Here is a 14,505-nt window from a genome sequence, read left to right on the forward strand (position 1 = left end):
ATGACCGACTCCACCAAGCCCGCCGTCCTCTTCGTCTGCGTGCACAACGCCGGTCGATCGCAGATGGCCGCCGGCTACCTCCGGGCTCTCGCCGGAGATCGCATCGATGTCTTCTCGGCCGGAAGCGAACCAGGGAATGCCGTGAACCCGGCTGCCGTCACGGTCATGGCGGAGGAAGGGATCGACCTGTCCTCGGCAACCCCGCAGATCCTCACCACGGATGCCGTGCGTCAGGCGGATGTCGTGATCACCATGGGCTGCGGGGATGCGTGCCCGATCTTCCCCGGCAAGCGCTATGAAGACTGGCAGCTCACCGACCCCGCCGGGCAGCCGGTCGATGTCGTGCGAGGAGTGCGCGACGACATCAAGGGTCGGGTGGAGCAGCTCATCGCGAGCCTCGCTTAAGGAGCCGCTTCCGCGACCTCGGGGGCGCCGAGCTCGGCCATCAGAGAGAAGCCCCCGGCGGAATCTCCTGCAGCGCCCACGAATTGGCATCCGGATCCGAGAAGAAGGCGTATCGCACGCCACCCATGTCGTGGATCTCGGTGACGTCGAGCCCGCGCGCGACGAGGGTCGATCGGGTCGCCTCCAGGTCGTCGACGACGAGGTGGATGTTGGAGACCGGCGCTGAGCTTCCCATCCCCGTGCCGAACGCGATCGAGCAGGCCGACCCGGGCGGGGTCAGCTGCACCACGCGCATGCCGTTGCCGGGGGAGACGTCGTGGTCCAGGTCGAATCCCACCACGTCGCGATAGAAGACGATGCTGCGGTCGACGTCCGAGACGGTCAACGGGAGGAGTTCGAGGCGCATGCGCATGCGCTCAAGCTAGGCTCCCCGACCTACCCCTGACAGCCGAGCGCAGGCCGCGCGAATTCTCAGGCGTATCTGAGAGCCGCATTCGTACCGTGCCGGGATGACGACGTCAACGCCGCGGACCGGAGCGCCGAGGGCAGCATGCTGAGCATCATGCAGACGCGCGCGACGATCGGCTTTCCGTGCTGACGGCGACCGGGCACACGCTCGCCGCCGGCGGGATGATCCCCGACGCGGCATCCATCCTCCATGCGTTCGGCCCGTGGGTGCTGGCGGGCATCGCCCTCTTGATCTTCATCGAGTCCGGCGTGCTGTTCCCGTTCCTCCCCGGCGACTCGCTCCTCGTCACCGCCGCGGTGCTGGCCGGGCCGCTCGGCATCCAGCCGTGGCAGGTGCTGGTCGTCGCCATCCCGGCCGCGATCCTCGGGGATCAGACCGGGTACTGGCTCGGTCGGCGCTTCGGCAGGCGGCTGTTCCGGGAGGGAGCGCGCGTCCTTCGACCGGAGCGTCTGCAGGATGCCGAGCGCTTCTTCGCGAAATACGGGGGAGGCTCGCTCGTGCTCGGTCGGTTCGTGCCGATCGTGCGGACCTACGTCCCGGTCGCCGCCGGCACCGCGCACATGTCGTACCGCCGCTTCCTCCTCTGGAACACGACGGGGGCGACGCTGTGGGTCGTCGTCATGACGGTCGTCGGGCTGCTGCTCGGTGGCATCCCGTTCATCGTCGACAACATCGATGTGCTGATGATCGTGATCGTCCTGATCTCGGTGCTGCCGGTGGTGGTCGCCGTCCTCCGCAAGTGGAGGGCGTCGCGGCGCGAGAGCGCGGATTCTTAGACGCGCCTCAGAATCCCTCCCGTACGGTGCGGCCTGACGACTTTCCGCGCCGCACCGAAGGATCGCATGCACATTCTCGAGGTCATCATCCTCGGGCTCGTTCAGGGCCTGACCGAGTTCATCCCCGTCTCCTCGAGTGCGCATCTGCGGATCGTGGGAGAGTTCCTGCCGTCGCAGACCGATCCCGGGGCGACGTTCACCGCGATCACGCAGCTGGGCACCGAGACCGCGGTGCTCATCTACTTCTGGAAGAAGATCGTCACGGTCGTCTCGCGCTGGTTCGGCTCGCTCGTCGGCCGGGTTCCGCGCAACGACCCCGACGCCCGCATGGGCTGGCTGATCATCATCGGCACGATCCCCATCGCGGTCCTCGGCGTGCTGCTGCAGGACCTCATCCGCGACAACTTTCGGAGCCTCTGGATCACCGCGATCGTGCTGATCGTGTTCGGCATCCTGCTCGGGGTCGCCGACCGGTACGGCCGGAAGCGCCGCGACCTCGACGACCTCACCTACCCGCACGGCCTCGCCTACGGGTTCGCGCAGGCTCTCGCTCTCGTCCCCGGGGTGTCGCGATCGGGCGCGACCACCACGCTCGGTCGGGCGCTGGGCTACAAGCGCACCGCCGTGGCCGAGTACTCGTTCCTCCTGGCCGTCCCCGCCGTCTTCGCGAGCGGATTCTTCGAGCTGTACAAGAGCTTCGACGACGGCACGGGACCGTACAACCTCGGCGAGACCGCACTGGCGACGGTGATCGCGTTCGTGGTCGGCTATCTCGTCATCGCGTTCCTGATGCAGTACCTCCGCCGGGGCAGCTTCCTGCCGTTCGTGATCTACCGCGTCGTTTTGGGCGTGGTGCTGATCGTGCTGCTGGTCACCGGTGTGATCCCTGCCGAATCGACGATCATCTCCGGCTGACGATGAGTGCGGGTGGGCCGATCGAACGGGTCTCGTTGTTGCCGAGTCGGTCTCCCGACCGCGGGCGGGGTCGACTGAACGCGACGTGAACAAACGCTGTCCACTTCTTCACGCAGTTCACAGGAGCTCATCCCTAAACTGTCTCCGACCTGCGCTTCGTCGAGGTCCCGATGTGCCGCGCCTCGTGGCATCCGTCCTCCCGAAAGGACCCGAGTGAGCAGAACCACGACCCCGCGCGGGCGCACGACCATCGCGCGTCACGGACGCCTGCGGTCGGTGGGGCCGCTCGGCCAGTTCTTCCGCGCACTCGCCGTCGCGATGGCCGTGCTCCTGGTCGCCGGTGCGGGCGTGGCCGCGTACGCCGTGTACGACCTGTCGTCGAGCTTTACCGCGGATGCCGTGGATCTGCCCGATCAGCCGGCCGTTCCGCCGGACCTCGGGGAGTTGCAGGGCGGGGTGAACCTGCTCCTCGTCGGGACCGACGAGTGCGAGCCCGACTTCGCGCAGTACTTCGGCGACCGCTGCACGGGTCCGGACGCGGGGGACAACCTCAACGACGTCAATATGCTCATCCACATCTCCGATGAGCCGCGCCGCGTCACGGTGATCTCCTTCCCCCGCGACCTCATGGTGCCGATCCCGTCCTGCACGGATGCCGACGGCAACGTCAGCTCGGCGATGTCGAAGCAGCAGATCAACAGCGCTTTCTCGTACGGCGGCCTGGCCTGCGTCGTGAAGACCATCTCCGATCTCAGCGGCCTGCAGATCCCGTTCGCGGCCAAGGTCAGCTTCGGCGGTGTCATCAACATCACGGATGCCATCGGCGGCGTGGACGTCTGCATCGCCAACGGCATCAAGGACCCCTACACAGGCATCGACTGGCCGGCCGGCATGCGCACCGTGAAGGGCCTCGACGCGCTGCAGTTCCTTCGCACCCGCCACGGCGTCGGCGACGGCGGCGACCTCGGGCGCATCTCGAACCAGCAGCAGTACATGTCGCGCCTGACCTCGAAGCTCCGCAGTGAAGAAGTCCTGTCGAACCCGGCGACGCTGTACAAGCTCGCCTCGACCGCGCTGCGTAACGTCGACCCGTCGACGTCGCTGACGAACCCGCTGACCCTCGTGCAGATCGCCATGGCCGTCAAGGACGTGCCGTTCAACGAGATCGTGTTCGTGCAGTACCCGACCGCCGCGGACCCGGCCGACCCGAACCGCGTCGTGCCGGAGTACGACGCGGCCGATGCCCTGTGGTCGGCACTCGCGGCGAACCAGCCGATCCAGCTGTCCGGCAACCTGAGCGACGGCAACGGCGTGATCGCGGAAGACGGCGCGACCCCGGCGCCCACCGACACCGCGGCGCCGGCCCCGACCGAGAGCGCGGCGCCCACGCCCGAGCCCTCGTCGACCGTGATCACGCTCCCGTCGTCGATCGCCGGTCAGACCGCCGCGCAGGCCACCTGCTCGAACGGAAACGTCCGCTGACGTGCGGGGTGTGGCATCCCTTCTTCGGATTCGGATGCCACGCCCCGACCGGTTACTATGGACTGGTGTGCTCGCGCTCCGGCGTCGATCACCTGGAGACGTCGCATAGTCAGGCCTAGTGCACCACCCTGCTAAGGTGGAGTCCCCGTAAGGGGACCGAGGGTTCAAATCCCTCCGTCTCCGCCAGACTCGAACCCCCCGGAATCCTCAGGATTGCCGGGGGTTTTCCGTTTTCATCGACGGGCACGCCGCTCTCTGCTTCACACCGATGATGCTCCCGGGAGGAGTCGCCCGCCAAGACGACGGTGGCTCGGTCAGGTGAGGACGTCGACGACTCGCCGCGTCCGCGTGTACGTCGCGTGGGGATAGAGCCTGACGGCGGGGATTTCCTTCAGGCGATCGGGGAGCGCTTCTGTCGCGACGGCGACGGCGGGCTGAAGGCCCGCGGCGATCTCGAGGGCGAACCCGCTCAGGTGCCCTTCGGGGAGTCCGGCGTCGGTTTCGAGACGCCGGATGCTACCGGCGTTGAAAGTGCCGAGGGTGTTCGCGCCGTTGACGCGAAAGGCGAGTTCGACGTTGTCGAACACGGTGGGGTCGTGGGCGAGAATCTGCTCTCGCGGCAGAAACGGGAGCGAGCTGTTGAGGTCGTAGAACGGGGCGAGCACGCTACGACCGGGAACATGAGTCAAGGAGTAGTTCTTGGAGTGGCCGTCGTTGTGACCGATGATCCAGGAGAAGACGTGTAGCTTCGCGAACCGCTCCTTGGCGGCTCTGGCGTCGGTGGCGGTGAGATTGCGGTCGAAGACGGTGAAGATGTCGCGGTAGCCGGGACCCCCGTCGGACTCGTACTTCTGCACGTGCGACGTCCCGGTGGCTTGCGCGAGGTCTTCCTGGTGGAGTCGGCCGACTCTGCCATCGTCGTCGAACCGGTCGAAGCGTTCTACGACGAGGACGTGCTCGCCGTCGAACTCGGCGATCACGGATGCCGCCGCATCGATCCCGAGCAGGCGTGCGACGTGCAGGGTGATGTGCTCGGTGACGTCGGAGCCGGGCAGCGGCTGGATCCCCGGTTTGAAGATGTGCGTCGACGGCTGCCGCCCCGACGGCTCGAACCACTGGGAGTCGCGAAGAGTGAGCGCGAACTTTCCCTGAGCGCCGCCGAGCGAGAACCCCTCCTCGATGGCGCGGTGCTGCAGCCAGTCGGAGTCATCCCGGCGGATCTGTCGGATCCGGTCGCCGATTTCCACCTCGGTGAGTGGCGTCAGGTTCTCCTCCTGTCGAGGTGCTGCGCCCGCCGGGGAGAACTCGAGCGCGCCGGCGACATCGGCGCCGTAGACGGTGAGCAGGTCGAAGGTGCTGTCGCTTGCCAACCTCGCTTCCCGTGCCCAGCGCGAACGGACATCGGCGCGGTCGGGCAGGAGGTTGTCGAGGAACCGCTTGGTGCTGTCGTTCCCGAACGGGGTCGTGACGACGGGGAGTGTCACGGAGATGGGGACGGGGCTGTCAGACTCGACGTACTCGGGCCGGTAGCGCAGCTGCAGGTTCTCGCCCTGCCGGGTGATCACGGCGACATGGGTGTCGTAGAGGTACACGTCGAGGGACCGGATCACTCGATCCCCCCTGGTGCGTCCGAGTCCGCCTCCGCTCCGGCCTCCGCGGTGGCGGGGGAGCCGGGTCGCGGCGGATCTTCGAGGACCGAGCCGGGGATGGCGAGACGCGTGGTAAGCCCGCGGGTGGCTTCGCGGAGGGAGGAAAGTGCGGCCGGGTCGATGTTGGCCGTGATCTGTTCCAGGAAGTCGGCAGGGTCGATCTTTGGACGGAACGCAGCATCGATCTCGTGGTGAGCTTCGAGAATCTGCGTGCGGAGTGCGTCACGAACTCCTGAGCTGATCTGCCGTGTGGTGCGCGCGGTGAGTGCGTCGGCCGCGGCTAGGGCTGACCCCCTCGTGGCGACTGTGGTGGGAGCAGGGGAGCGGCGGTCGGTGGTGACGTTCAGATGGATGCCGAGGTGATCGAGGATGAGCAGCACCGTGTCGAAGGAGGTGGCCCCGTTGCCGCGTTCGAGGCGAGCAAGGGACTGGCGTGTGATGCCGACGGCGTCGGCGACTTCCTGCTGGGAGAGGTTCTGCTGAACACGAGCGTTCTTGATCAGGCGCGCGAGGTCGGACGAGGTCTGCAGCTTCACGTGCGCCGCCTCCTTCATGGCCGGCAGGAGCCCCCAGCTAGTTTGTTCGTAAAATATACCATCACCAGTTTGTTAGGTAAATCGAACACCCGGCCAAGGTGTGAAATATTTAACATCCTTCGCGAACTCGCGGGTCACCGCGCCGGCTGGCGCCGCAGGATCCAATCCACCGTGCCGCGCCAGGTGTGCCGCAGTTCGCGGTTGCGTCGCCACTCGCGCCAAGTCAGCCAGATGATCAGGACGTCGAGGAGCGTCAGGACGACGACCCCGACGGAGGGGGACCGGACGAGTTCGAAGAGCTGGAACAGGACGAACGCGCCGAGCGCCGCCATCGCCCACGGGTAGACGCGCCGCGAGCCGATCAGCAGGGCGATCACGATCGCGAGCTTCACGACGCCGTGGAGCAGCAGGTAGACGGCGATGAAGGTCTTGCTCCCGGCGCTCAGGTGCGCGACGCCGTGGACGAGCAGGTTGGCGATGACGTCGTGAGGGTCCTCCGCCAGCTCTCTCGCCGTGGCGGCGTTCGCCGCGGAGACGAGCCGGTCGGGGCTGATGACCAGCAGAATGATCCCGCCGACGGTTTCCAGGAGGCCGTCGATCCCCTTGAACAGCACGCCGATGAGGAACACCAGGTCGAGGATGCGTTCTCTCATGGTGCTCCTCGCTGATGAGGCAGTGCGCGCGGATGGCCGTGTGATGGGCCGTGTGGGCGATCGTATTCCCGGGTTCCTAGGGTTCGGTCGAGAAGCTCCGACGCCCTAAACTTGAATCGGTCCAATTTACGGCGCGCCTCCCTTGCGCTCTCGGCCAGGGAGCGGCCAGAATCACATCACCCGGCCGCGCTTGAACCAGTTCGATCGCACCCACCCCAGCGACCCGCAGAGAGGCGAACGGACATGACCACACGACGCGCAGCCATCACCGACGTCGCCGCGGCCGCAGGTGTCTCCCGGTCCACGGTGTCCAACTACCTCAACCACCCCGACCTCCTCTCCGCGTCGACGCGGGAGCGCCTCGCCCGCGTGATCGCGGAACTGCAGTTCGTGCCGAGCGATGCCGCCCGGAAGATCAGCTCGGGCGACACCGGAACCATCGGCTACATCGCCTACGAGTTCACGAACCCGTTCTCCGGCGTCATCGCCGACGCGATCGAGCGTCGCGCGGCCGAGGCCGGACGGACGGTGATGATCGCGAACTCGGCGGGGTCACCGAGGCGCCAGGCGGAGTACCTCGAACTCTTCGAGCGCAAGCGCGTCGCGGGCATCATCGTCGCGACGCTCGACGGCGTCGAGCCCCAGCTCGAAGAGCTGCGGGAACGGGGGATGCCGACGGTCATCACCGGTCGCCGGTCGTCCTCCGACCTCATCTCGTCGGTGTCGGCCGATGACGCGACGGGCGGGTATCTCGCGGCGCGGCACCTGCTCGACCTCGACAGGCGCCGGATCGCGTTCGTGGGCGGACCGTTCCGCGTTTTGCAGATCAGCGAGCGGTTCGACGGGGCGAGCCGCGCCGTGGGCGAGACGCCGGGTGCGACGCTCACCGCCGTACGCGCGGACGAGCGCACGATGGATGCCGGCTTCGCCGCGGGCGTCGAACTCGCCACGAGCGGCTCGCCGCTGCCCGACGGAGTGTTCGCCGTGAACGACCTCGTGGGCTTGGGCGTCGTCCGGGGGCTACTGTCGTGCGGCGTCGAGGTTCCCCGCGACGTCGCGGTGATCGGCTTCGACGGCGACGACATCGCCGAGGTCGCCGCCATCCCCCTCTCCACGATCCGAACGTCGGGCGAAGCCGTCGGCGAGTCCGCGGTCGACCTGCTGCTGGCCGAACTCGGGGTCGGTGGGCCGGTGCCGGACCGCCATCGTCTCGTCCCGCCGACGTTGGTGGTGCGCGCCTCCACCGTGGCCGACGTGGACGCCCACGCCGCACGAACGAACCGGAACGCCTCATGACCGGCGTCTTCATCGCCGCTTCGGCTGCCACGGATGCGCCGCCCCGCTTCCGACGCGTCGTCGAGCTGGACCGCCCGTCCACCGAGGTCGTGAGCGCGACCCTGCGCTGGAGCGCCGAGGGCATCGTCGAGGCGTCGATCGGCGGGACGCCCGCGAGCGACCAGCTCCTCGTCCCGGGCTGGACCGCGTACGAGCGTCGGCTGCGGTATGCCGAGGCCGACGTGGCATCCCTCCTCTCCGACCGGTTCGTGCTCGGGCTGCAGCTCGCCGACGGCTGGTACCTCGGGCGGCTGGGCTGGCGCGGCCAGTCGCGCATCTACGGCGATCGCGGCGCGGTGTTCGCGAGCCTCCGGATCACCTACCGCGACGGTCACACGCAGACCGTGGAGACCGACGAGACGTGGGAGTGGAGCGAGGGCCCGATCCGCAGCGCCGACCTGTACGACGGGCAGACAGTGGATGCCACTCTCGCCGATGACTGGTCCTCACCCGATGGAGCGAACGGCGCGCAGGCGATCATCGTTTCTCAGCGCGACCTCGAGCCGTATCTCGCGCCGCCGGTGCGTCGCATCCAGACGATCGCGCCGCAGCGGGTGTGGACCTCGCCGTCCGGCGAGACCCTCGTGGACTTCGGGCAGAACCTCGTCGGGTTCGTCCGCCTCCGCGTGCGGGGGCCGCGCAGCGACGCGATCGTCGTCCGCCACGCCGAGGTGCTCGAGCGCGGGGAGCTCGCCACCCGGCCACTGCGAAGCGCCCGCGCGACCGACCGCTACGTCCTCAGCGGCGATGACGACGTCTTCGAGCCGACCCTGACCTTCCACGGCTTCCGGTATGCCGGAATCACCGGGTGGCCGGCATCCGCTCCTCCGCTCGAGGAGAGCGTCGAGGCCGTCGTGATCGGTTCGGACATGCGTCGGATCGGCCGGTTCTCGTGTTCCGACCCGCTGCTGTCGCGGCTCCACGAGAACGTCGTGTGGAGCATGCGCGGCAACTTCATCGACGTGCCGACGGACTGCCCGCAGCGCGACGAGCGTCTCGGCTGGACGGGCGACATCGCGGCGTTCGCCGACACGGCATCCTTCCTGTTCGACACGCACGACTTCCTGTCTGACTGGCTGCGCGATGTCGCGATCGAGCAGGATCTCGCGGGCGGGCGGATTCCGCACGTGGTACCCGACATCCTGAAATACGACCCCGCGTACGGCGGGCTCCCCGCCACGGACACGGCGATCTGGGGGGATGCCGCGGTGTGGGTGCCGTGGACGGTTTGGCGGGCGTACGGCGATCCGGACGTGCTCCAACGGCAGTTCGCCTCGATGACCGCGCACGCCGAGCGCATCGCCGGGCTTCTCTCGCCGACGGGACTGTGGGACACGGGATTCCAGTTCGGCGACTGGCTCGACCCCGCCGCCCCGCCCGAGGATCCCTCCGCCGCCCGCGCCGATCCGGGCGTGGTCGCCACCGCCTGTGCGTACCGGACGCTGTCCACCGTCGCGCGCGCCGCCGAGGTACTGGGCGAGCACTCGGAGCGTTTCACCCACCTCGCCGAGCGGGTGCGCGGGGCCTTTCGCGCGCACTACGTCTCGGAAGGGATCGTCCGTAGCGACTGCGTGACGGTCTACGCGCTCGCCCTGGCCTTCGACCTCCTGACGGACGCCGACCGGGGGAGGGCCGGGGGTCGGCTCGCCGAGCTCGTCGCTGAGTCGGGCTACCGCATCTCGACCGGCTTCGCGGGGACGCCGTTCGTGCTCGACGCGCTCGCGGACACCGGCCATTCCGACGTCGCGTTCCGCTTGCTGATGCAGACCGAGAGCCCGTCGTGGCTCCACCCGGTGACGCTCGGCGCGACGACGATCTGGGAGCGGTGGGACTCGCTCCTCTCGGACGGCACGGTGAACCCGGGTGAGATGACGAGTTTCAACCACTACGCCCTCGGGGCCGTGGCCGACTTCCTGCACCGCCGCATCGCCGGCATCGCGCCGCTGACCCCGGGGTACCGGGAGATCTCGATCGCCCCGCTCATCGGCGGGGGCCTGACCTGGGCGGAGGGGTCACTCGATTCACCGTTCGGGACGATCCGCGTCCGGTGGGAGCTCGACGGGGATGCCGTGCGTCTGGATGCCGACATCCCGCCCGGCTGCACGGCGGTGATCCGGCTCCCGGGCAGCGAGGCCGTGCGCGTCGGGAGCGGCCGGCACGCGGTTACCGGGACCGCGCCAGCTCAGTAGTCGTCGTGGTTCTCGCGCGCGATGTCGAGCTGCGTTTCGTCGCCCGCCCACTCCGCGAGAGCCGAGCGGAGCTGACGGTGGAGCCAGTCGGAAGGCAGTGCGGGGTGCGCCCGCTCGAGCTCGGTGAGCAGCGCGAGGCGGTCGTCGACCGATCCGGTGAGATCGGGAAGGGTGCTCGCGTCGGCTCCGGTCATGGTGTGGTCCGTCCTGTCGAAGCGGTCACCGGGCGCGCCGCTGTGACCCGAGGCTAGGCGATGCCCCGCGCGACGCGATCCGACGGATGTCGAACGGACGATCGGCGCACGTCCGACCCGTGCGTCCGCCCCTCGGCGTAGCGTCGCTGGCGGCGGGCGCCCGCCGTGGACGAGCAGAGCCGGAGGCAGAGATGAACATCGCCGAACTGATCGTGGAAACGCTGCGTCGAGCGGGGGTGGAGCGCGTGTGGGGGCTCCCCGGCGACTCCCTCAACGCGTTCACCGACGCGCTGCGCCGCGACGAGACGCTCGAGTGGATGCACGTGCGCCACGAGGAATCCGCGGCCTTCGCCGCCGCGGGCGAGGCCGCGATCACGGGCGGCCTCGCGGTGGTGGCGGGCAGCTGCGGACCGGGCAGCCTGCATTTCATCAACGGTCTCTACGACGCCCAGCGCTCGCGCGTGCCCGTCCTCGCGATCGCTTCGCACATCCCCTCGGCCGAGATCGGTTCCGGCTACTTCCAGGAGACGCACCCGCAGGAGCAGTTCCGCGAGTGCAGTGTGTACTCCGAGCTCGTCGGCAGCCCCGAGCAGATGCCGTGGGTCCTGGAGACCGCGATGCGCACGGCCATCGAGAAGCAGGGCGTCGCGGTGGTCGTCGTCCCCGGCGACGTGTTCTTCGAGAAGGCCCCGGAGCGCCGGGCGAGCGCGCCCATCGTCGCGACCCGCACGCACGTCGTCCCCGCCGACGACGGACTCGCCGCCGCAGCCGAGGTGCTCAACGGCGCCGAGAACGTCACGATCCTCGCGGGCGCCGGGGTGGCCGGGGCGCACGCCGACGTCCTCGCGCTGGCCGAGCGACTCCAGGCGCCGATCGTGCACGCGTTCCGCGGCAAGGAGTGGATCGAGTACGACAACCCCTACGACGTCGGGATGACGGGACTCCTCGGCTTCTCGTCCGGCTACCGCGCCATGGAGCACTGCGACGCCCTGCTCCTGCTCGGCACCGACTTCCCCTACCGGCAGTTCTACCCGTCGCACGCGAAGGTCGTGCAGGTCGACCTCCGCGGCGAACAGCTCGGCCGTCGGACCCCCATCGACGTGGGCCTGGTGGGGGATGCCGGAGACACCGCCCGCGCCCTTCTCCCGCTGCTGCGCGAGGGACGTGACGACCGTCACCTCCGCCGCAGCCTCGAGCACTACCAGCACGCCCGGAAGGGACTCGACGAGCTCGCGAACGACGACGGTCGGCAACCTCTGCACCCGCAGTTCGTCGCGCGTCTCATCGACGAGCTCGCCGCCGACGACGCGGTCTTCACAGCCGACGTCGGCACCCCGGTGATCTGGGCGGCCCGGTACCTCCACATGAACGGGCGCCGCCGCCTCATCGGGTCGTTCACGCACGGCTCGATGGCCAACGCGATGCCCCAGGCGCTCGGGGCGCAGGCGGTCGACCGTGACCGCCAGGTCATCGCGCTCGCCGGCGACGGCGGCATCGCGATGCTCCTCGGCGACCTCCTGTCGATCCGCCAGAACGACCTGCCCATCAAGATCGTCGTGTTCGACAACTCGGCGCTGGACTTCGTCGAGGTCGAGATGAAGGCCGCGGGCATCGTCAACGCCGGCACCGACCTGAAGAACCCCGACTTCGCCGAGGTCGCCCGGGCCATCGGCATCCCGGGATATCGCGTGACGACCGGAGACGAGCTCCGGCACGCGCTCGCCGAGGCCCTCGACACGCCGGGACCCGCGCTCATCTCCGCGGTCGTGGCGCGGCAGGAGCTCGCGATCCCGCCCACGATCACCGTGGCGCAGGCCAAGGGATTCGCCCTGTTCGCGCTGCGGACGCTGCTCTCGGGCCGGGGCGACGAGCTCATCGACCTCGCCGACACCAACGTCCTGCGCCGCCTGCTCCACCGCGGCTGATCGCCCGTTCCGCGCCCGTCGGTTCGTTCTTCGACTCGTGTCGGAGCGGATGCCGGGTCCGAGCGCCTAGCGTTCGAGAGCGTTCGGAGGGAAAGGGAGACGGATGCGGGTTTCACGGCAGGTGCGCGGGTGAGCGGGGTACCGGACGGCGTGCAGCGGTTCACCGCGCCTCTCACCGGGCACGCGATCTTCCTCGTCGTGACCGTGTCGGACCAGGCCGCCGACGGCGTCCGCGATGTGCTCCGCGACCTCGGCGGGCTCGTGCAGACGGTGCGTTTCCGTGATCCCGCGGACGGGCTCTCGTGCACGGTCGGCATCGGGGCGAGGATCTGGCCGGCGCTGGTCGGCGGACCGTTGCCGCGCGAACTGCATCCCTTCGCGCCGGTGGTCGGCGCCGTCCACACCGCGGTGGCCACGCCGGGCGATCTGCTCTTCCACATCCGCGGCGACCGGGCCGACCTGTGCTTCGAGTTCGAACGGCTCCTGATTGCGGCGCTGGGCGATGGCATCCAGGTCGAGGACGAGACGTCGTGCTTCCGATCGTTCGACCGGCGCGATCTGCTCGGCTTCGTCGACGGGACCGCCAACCCCGTCGGGACGGATGCCGCTGACAGTGTGCTCGTCGGCGACGAGGACGCCGCCTTCGTCGGTGGCACCTACATCGTGGTGCAGAAGTACCTGCATCCGCTCGACCGATGGCAGGCCCTGCCCACGGAGGCGCAGGAGCGCATCATGGGGCGCACGAAGGCCGACAACGTCGAGCTGGACGACGCGACCTCCGGTCAGAAGTCGCACAAGACACTGGCCACGATCGTCGACGACGACGGGGTCGAACACGACATCATCCGCGACAACATGCCGTTCGGTCGTCCCGGCCATGCGGAGTTCGGGACGTACTTCCTCGGCCAGTCGCGCGCGTTGTGGGTCATCGAGACGATGTTGCGCCGCATGTTCGTCGGCGACCCGCCCGGCGTGCACGACCGGCTCCTCGACTTCTCGGTGCCGAAGACCGGCTCCACGTTCTTCGCCCCCTCGGCGGAGCTGCTGTCGACGCTCGGCGACGCCGTCGTTGCACCGGCCGCTGCCGCCTCGCCGAGCGTCGCGGCATCCCCCACGTCCCTCGGCATCGGCGCGAACCGCGCCCCCGTTCCCCAGGAGGTTTGATGGACCATCTCACTCGCCCGCTCGCCCCGATCACCGACGAGACCTGGGATGCCCTCGACGACGAAGCCCGTACGCGCCTGCAGCCCGTCCTCGGCGCGCGCCGCCTCGTCGACTTCGCCGGTCCCCTCGGGTGGCAGCACTCGTCGACGAACACCGGTCGAGTGCGCCCCGTCGGAGACGACACCGGACTGCGGGCGCGCCAGCGGGTCGTGCTGCCACTCACCGAGGTACGCGCCGACTTCGCCCTGGCGCGGACCGAGCTCGACGACACCGCGCGCGGTGCGGTCGACACCGACCTCTCGGCTCTCGACGAGGCGGCGCACCGGCTCGCGGTGCGCGAGAACGCGGCGATCCTGACGGGGTGGCCGGAGGTCGGATTCGCCGGCATCGTCCCGAGCTCCCCGCATCCCCCCATCGATGGAGCGGGGGATGCCACCGGGCTCACGCGTCGTACCGCCGAGGCCGTCCGCCGACTCGGCGACGCCGGGGTCGGCGGCCCGTACGGCATGGCGGTCGGGTCCCGGGAGTGGGTCGAGGTGCTCGGCGGGAACGACGCCGGCGGACAGCCGCTCCGTCGCCACATCGAGCGGATCCTCGGCGGCGACGTCGTGTGGACGCCGGGCATCGAAGGTGCCGTCGTGATCAGCCTGCGCGGTGGCGACTTCCTGCTCGAGATGGGTCAGGACGTCGCCCTCGGATACCTGGCGACCACCGAGGATCGGGTCCACCTGTACCTCGAGGAGTCCTTCAGCTTCCGCATCGCGACCCCGGAAGCGGCGATCGCGCTGCTGCCGGGAACGGACGACTGACCGG

Annotated in this window: 14 protein-coding genes and 1 tRNA gene; 10 read left to right on the forward strand and 5 right to left on the reverse strand. The window is 69.2% G+C overall.

Annotated elements, in window-relative coordinates; genetic code table 11:
• Window positions 1-405: an arsenate reductase ArsC gene (locus RKD05_RS08840; protein WP_424709455.1), complete on the forward strand. Its 405-nt coding sequence runs from the start codon at window positions 1-3 to the stop codon at window positions 403-405.
• Between the two features lie 40 nt (window positions 406-445).
• Here RKD05_RS08840 and RKD05_RS08845 read toward each other — a convergent pair whose 3' ends face one another.
• The gene (locus RKD05_RS08845) at window positions 446-817 is read right to left on the reverse strand and encodes a VOC family protein (RefSeq protein ID WP_424709457.1); all 372 of its coding nucleotides are present in this window, start codon (window positions 815-817) and stop codon (window positions 446-448) included.
• A 218-nt stretch (window positions 818-1,035) separates the two neighbouring features.
• Between RKD05_RS08845 and RKD05_RS08850 the strand changes: the two genes are divergently transcribed.
• The 4 genes from RKD05_RS08850 (at window position 1,036) to RKD05_RS08865 (ending at window position 4,233) form a co-directional block, all read left to right on the forward strand.
• Entirely contained in the window at window positions 1,036-1,650 is a 615-nt protein-coding gene (locus RKD05_RS08850) for a DedA family protein (protein WP_424711801.1), read from the forward strand.
• Between the two features lie 66 nt (window positions 1,651-1,716).
• The gene (locus RKD05_RS08855) at window positions 1,717-2,565 is read left to right on the forward strand and encodes an undecaprenyl-diphosphate phosphatase (protein WP_424709458.1); all 849 of its coding nucleotides are present in this window, start codon (window positions 1,717-1,719) and stop codon (window positions 2,563-2,565) included.
• 213 nt (window positions 2,566-2,778) lie between these two features.
• Window positions 2,779-4,047 (forward strand): LCP family protein, encoded by a 1,269-nt coding sequence (locus RKD05_RS08860; protein WP_424709459.1) that lies wholly within the window; start codon window positions 2,779-2,781, stop codon window positions 4,045-4,047.
• A gap of 94 nt (window positions 4,048-4,141) precedes the next feature.
• Window positions 4,142-4,233 (forward strand) — tRNA-Ser (locus RKD05_RS08865).
• 128 nt (window positions 4,234-4,361) lie between these two features.
• Here the strand turns inward: RKD05_RS08865 and RKD05_RS08870 are convergent.
• From RKD05_RS08870 to RKD05_RS08880, 3 genes are all read right to left on the reverse strand, one after another.
• A complete protein-coding gene (locus tag RKD05_RS08870; RefSeq protein WP_424709460.1) occupies window positions 4,362-5,657 on the reverse strand; it encodes a type II toxin-antitoxin system HipA family toxin in 1,296 nt (431 codons plus the stop codon).
• Entirely contained in the window at window positions 5,654-6,232 is a 579-nt protein-coding gene (locus tag RKD05_RS08875; RefSeq protein WP_424709461.1) for a helix-turn-helix transcriptional regulator, read from the reverse strand. Before RKD05_RS08875 ends, RKD05_RS08870 begins: the two co-directional genes overlap by 4 nt.
• Before the next feature lie 134 nt (window positions 6,233-6,366).
• On the reverse strand, window positions 6,367-6,885 hold the full coding sequence (locus RKD05_RS08880; RefSeq protein WP_424709463.1) for a DUF2127 domain-containing protein: 519 nt from the start codon (window positions 6,883-6,885) through the stop codon (window positions 6,367-6,369).
• Between the two features lie 243 nt (window positions 6,886-7,128).
• Here RKD05_RS08880 and RKD05_RS08885 point away from each other — a divergent pair, with 243 nt between their 5' ends.
• A complete protein-coding gene (locus RKD05_RS08885; protein ID WP_424709464.1) occupies window positions 7,129-8,181 on the forward strand; it encodes a LacI family DNA-binding transcriptional regulator in 1,053 nt (350 codons plus the stop codon).
• Entirely contained in the window at window positions 8,178-10,409 is a 2,232-nt protein-coding gene (locus RKD05_RS08890) for a family 78 glycoside hydrolase catalytic domain (protein ID WP_424709466.1), read from the forward strand. The genes RKD05_RS08885 and RKD05_RS08890 overlap by 4 nt, the downstream gene beginning before the upstream one ends.
• On the opposite strand, the gene RKD05_RS08895 is transcribed toward RKD05_RS08890, so the two are convergent.
• The gene (locus RKD05_RS08895) at window positions 10,403-10,603 is read right to left on the reverse strand and encodes a hypothetical protein (RefSeq protein WP_424709468.1); all 201 of its coding nucleotides are present in this window, start codon (window positions 10,601-10,603) and stop codon (window positions 10,403-10,405) included. The genes RKD05_RS08890 and RKD05_RS08895 overlap by 7 nt on opposite strands.
• A 191-nt stretch (window positions 10,604-10,794) precedes the next feature.
• Here RKD05_RS08895 and poxB point away from each other — a divergent pair, with 191 nt between their 5' ends.
• The 3 genes from poxB to RKD05_RS08910 all read left to right on the forward strand — a co-directional run bounded on the left by poxB (window position 10,795) and on the right by RKD05_RS08910 (window position 14,501).
• The gene (gene poxB / locus RKD05_RS08900; protein WP_424709469.1) at window positions 10,795-12,528 is read left to right on the forward strand and encodes a ubiquinone-dependent pyruvate dehydrogenase; all 1,734 of its coding nucleotides are present in this window, start codon (window positions 10,795-10,797) and stop codon (window positions 12,526-12,528) included.
• Between the two features lie 129 nt (window positions 12,529-12,657).
• Window positions 12,658-13,692: a Dyp-type peroxidase gene (locus tag RKD05_RS08905; RefSeq protein ID WP_424709471.1), complete on the forward strand. Its 1,035-nt coding sequence runs from the start codon at window positions 12,658-12,660 to the stop codon at window positions 13,690-13,692.
• Window positions 13,692-14,501, forward strand: coding sequence for a family 1 encapsulin nanocompartment shell protein (locus tag RKD05_RS08910; RefSeq protein ID WP_424709473.1), 810 nt, complete (start codon window positions 13,692-13,694; stop codon window positions 14,499-14,501). Before RKD05_RS08905 ends, RKD05_RS08910 begins: the two co-directional genes overlap by 1 nt.
• The last annotated feature ends 4 nt before the right edge of the window (window positions 14,502-14,505 follow it).

This window comes from Microbacterium sp. SLBN-111 (genome assembly GCF_049739645.1).
In the GTDB taxonomy this organism is placed as follows: Bacteria; Actinomycetota; Actinomycetes; order Actinomycetales; family Microbacteriaceae; genus Microbacterium.

Excerpts from the sequence above, each read along its gene's own strand:
- RKD05_RS08840 (WP_424709455.1), top strand. The coding sequence starts at position 1 with ATGACCGACTCCACCAAGCCCGCCGTCCTCTTCGTCTGCGTGCACAAC.
- RKD05_RS08845 (WP_424709457.1), bottom strand. The coding sequence starts at position 817 with ATGCGCATGCGCCTCGAACTCCTCCCGTTGACCGTCTCGGACGTCGAC.
- RKD05_RS08850 (WP_424711801.1), top strand. The coding sequence starts at position 1,036 with ATGATCCCCGACGCGGCATCCATCCTCCATGCGTTCGGCCCGTGGGTG.
- RKD05_RS08855 (WP_424709458.1), top strand. The coding sequence starts at position 1,717 with ATGCACATTCTCGAGGTCATCATCCTCGGGCTCGTTCAGGGCCTGACC.
- RKD05_RS08880 (WP_424709463.1), bottom strand. The coding sequence starts at position 6,885 with ATGAGAGAACGCATCCTCGACCTGGTGTTCCTCATCGGCGTGCTGTTC.
- RKD05_RS08885 (WP_424709464.1), top strand. The coding sequence starts at position 7,129 with ATGACCACACGACGCGCAGCCATCACCGACGTCGCCGCGGCCGCAGGT.
- RKD05_RS08890 (WP_424709466.1), top strand. The coding sequence starts at position 8,178 with ATGACCGGCGTCTTCATCGCCGCTTCGGCTGCCACGGATGCGCCGCCC.
- RKD05_RS08895 (WP_424709468.1), bottom strand. The coding sequence starts at position 10,603 with ATGACCGGAGCCGACGCGAGCACCCTTCCCGATCTCACCGGATCGGTC.
- poxB (WP_424709469.1), top strand. The coding sequence starts at position 10,795 with ATGAACATCGCCGAACTGATCGTGGAAACGCTGCGTCGAGCGGGGGTG.
- RKD05_RS08910 (WP_424709473.1), top strand. The coding sequence starts at position 13,692 with ATGGACCATCTCACTCGCCCGCTCGCCCCGATCACCGACGAGACCTGG.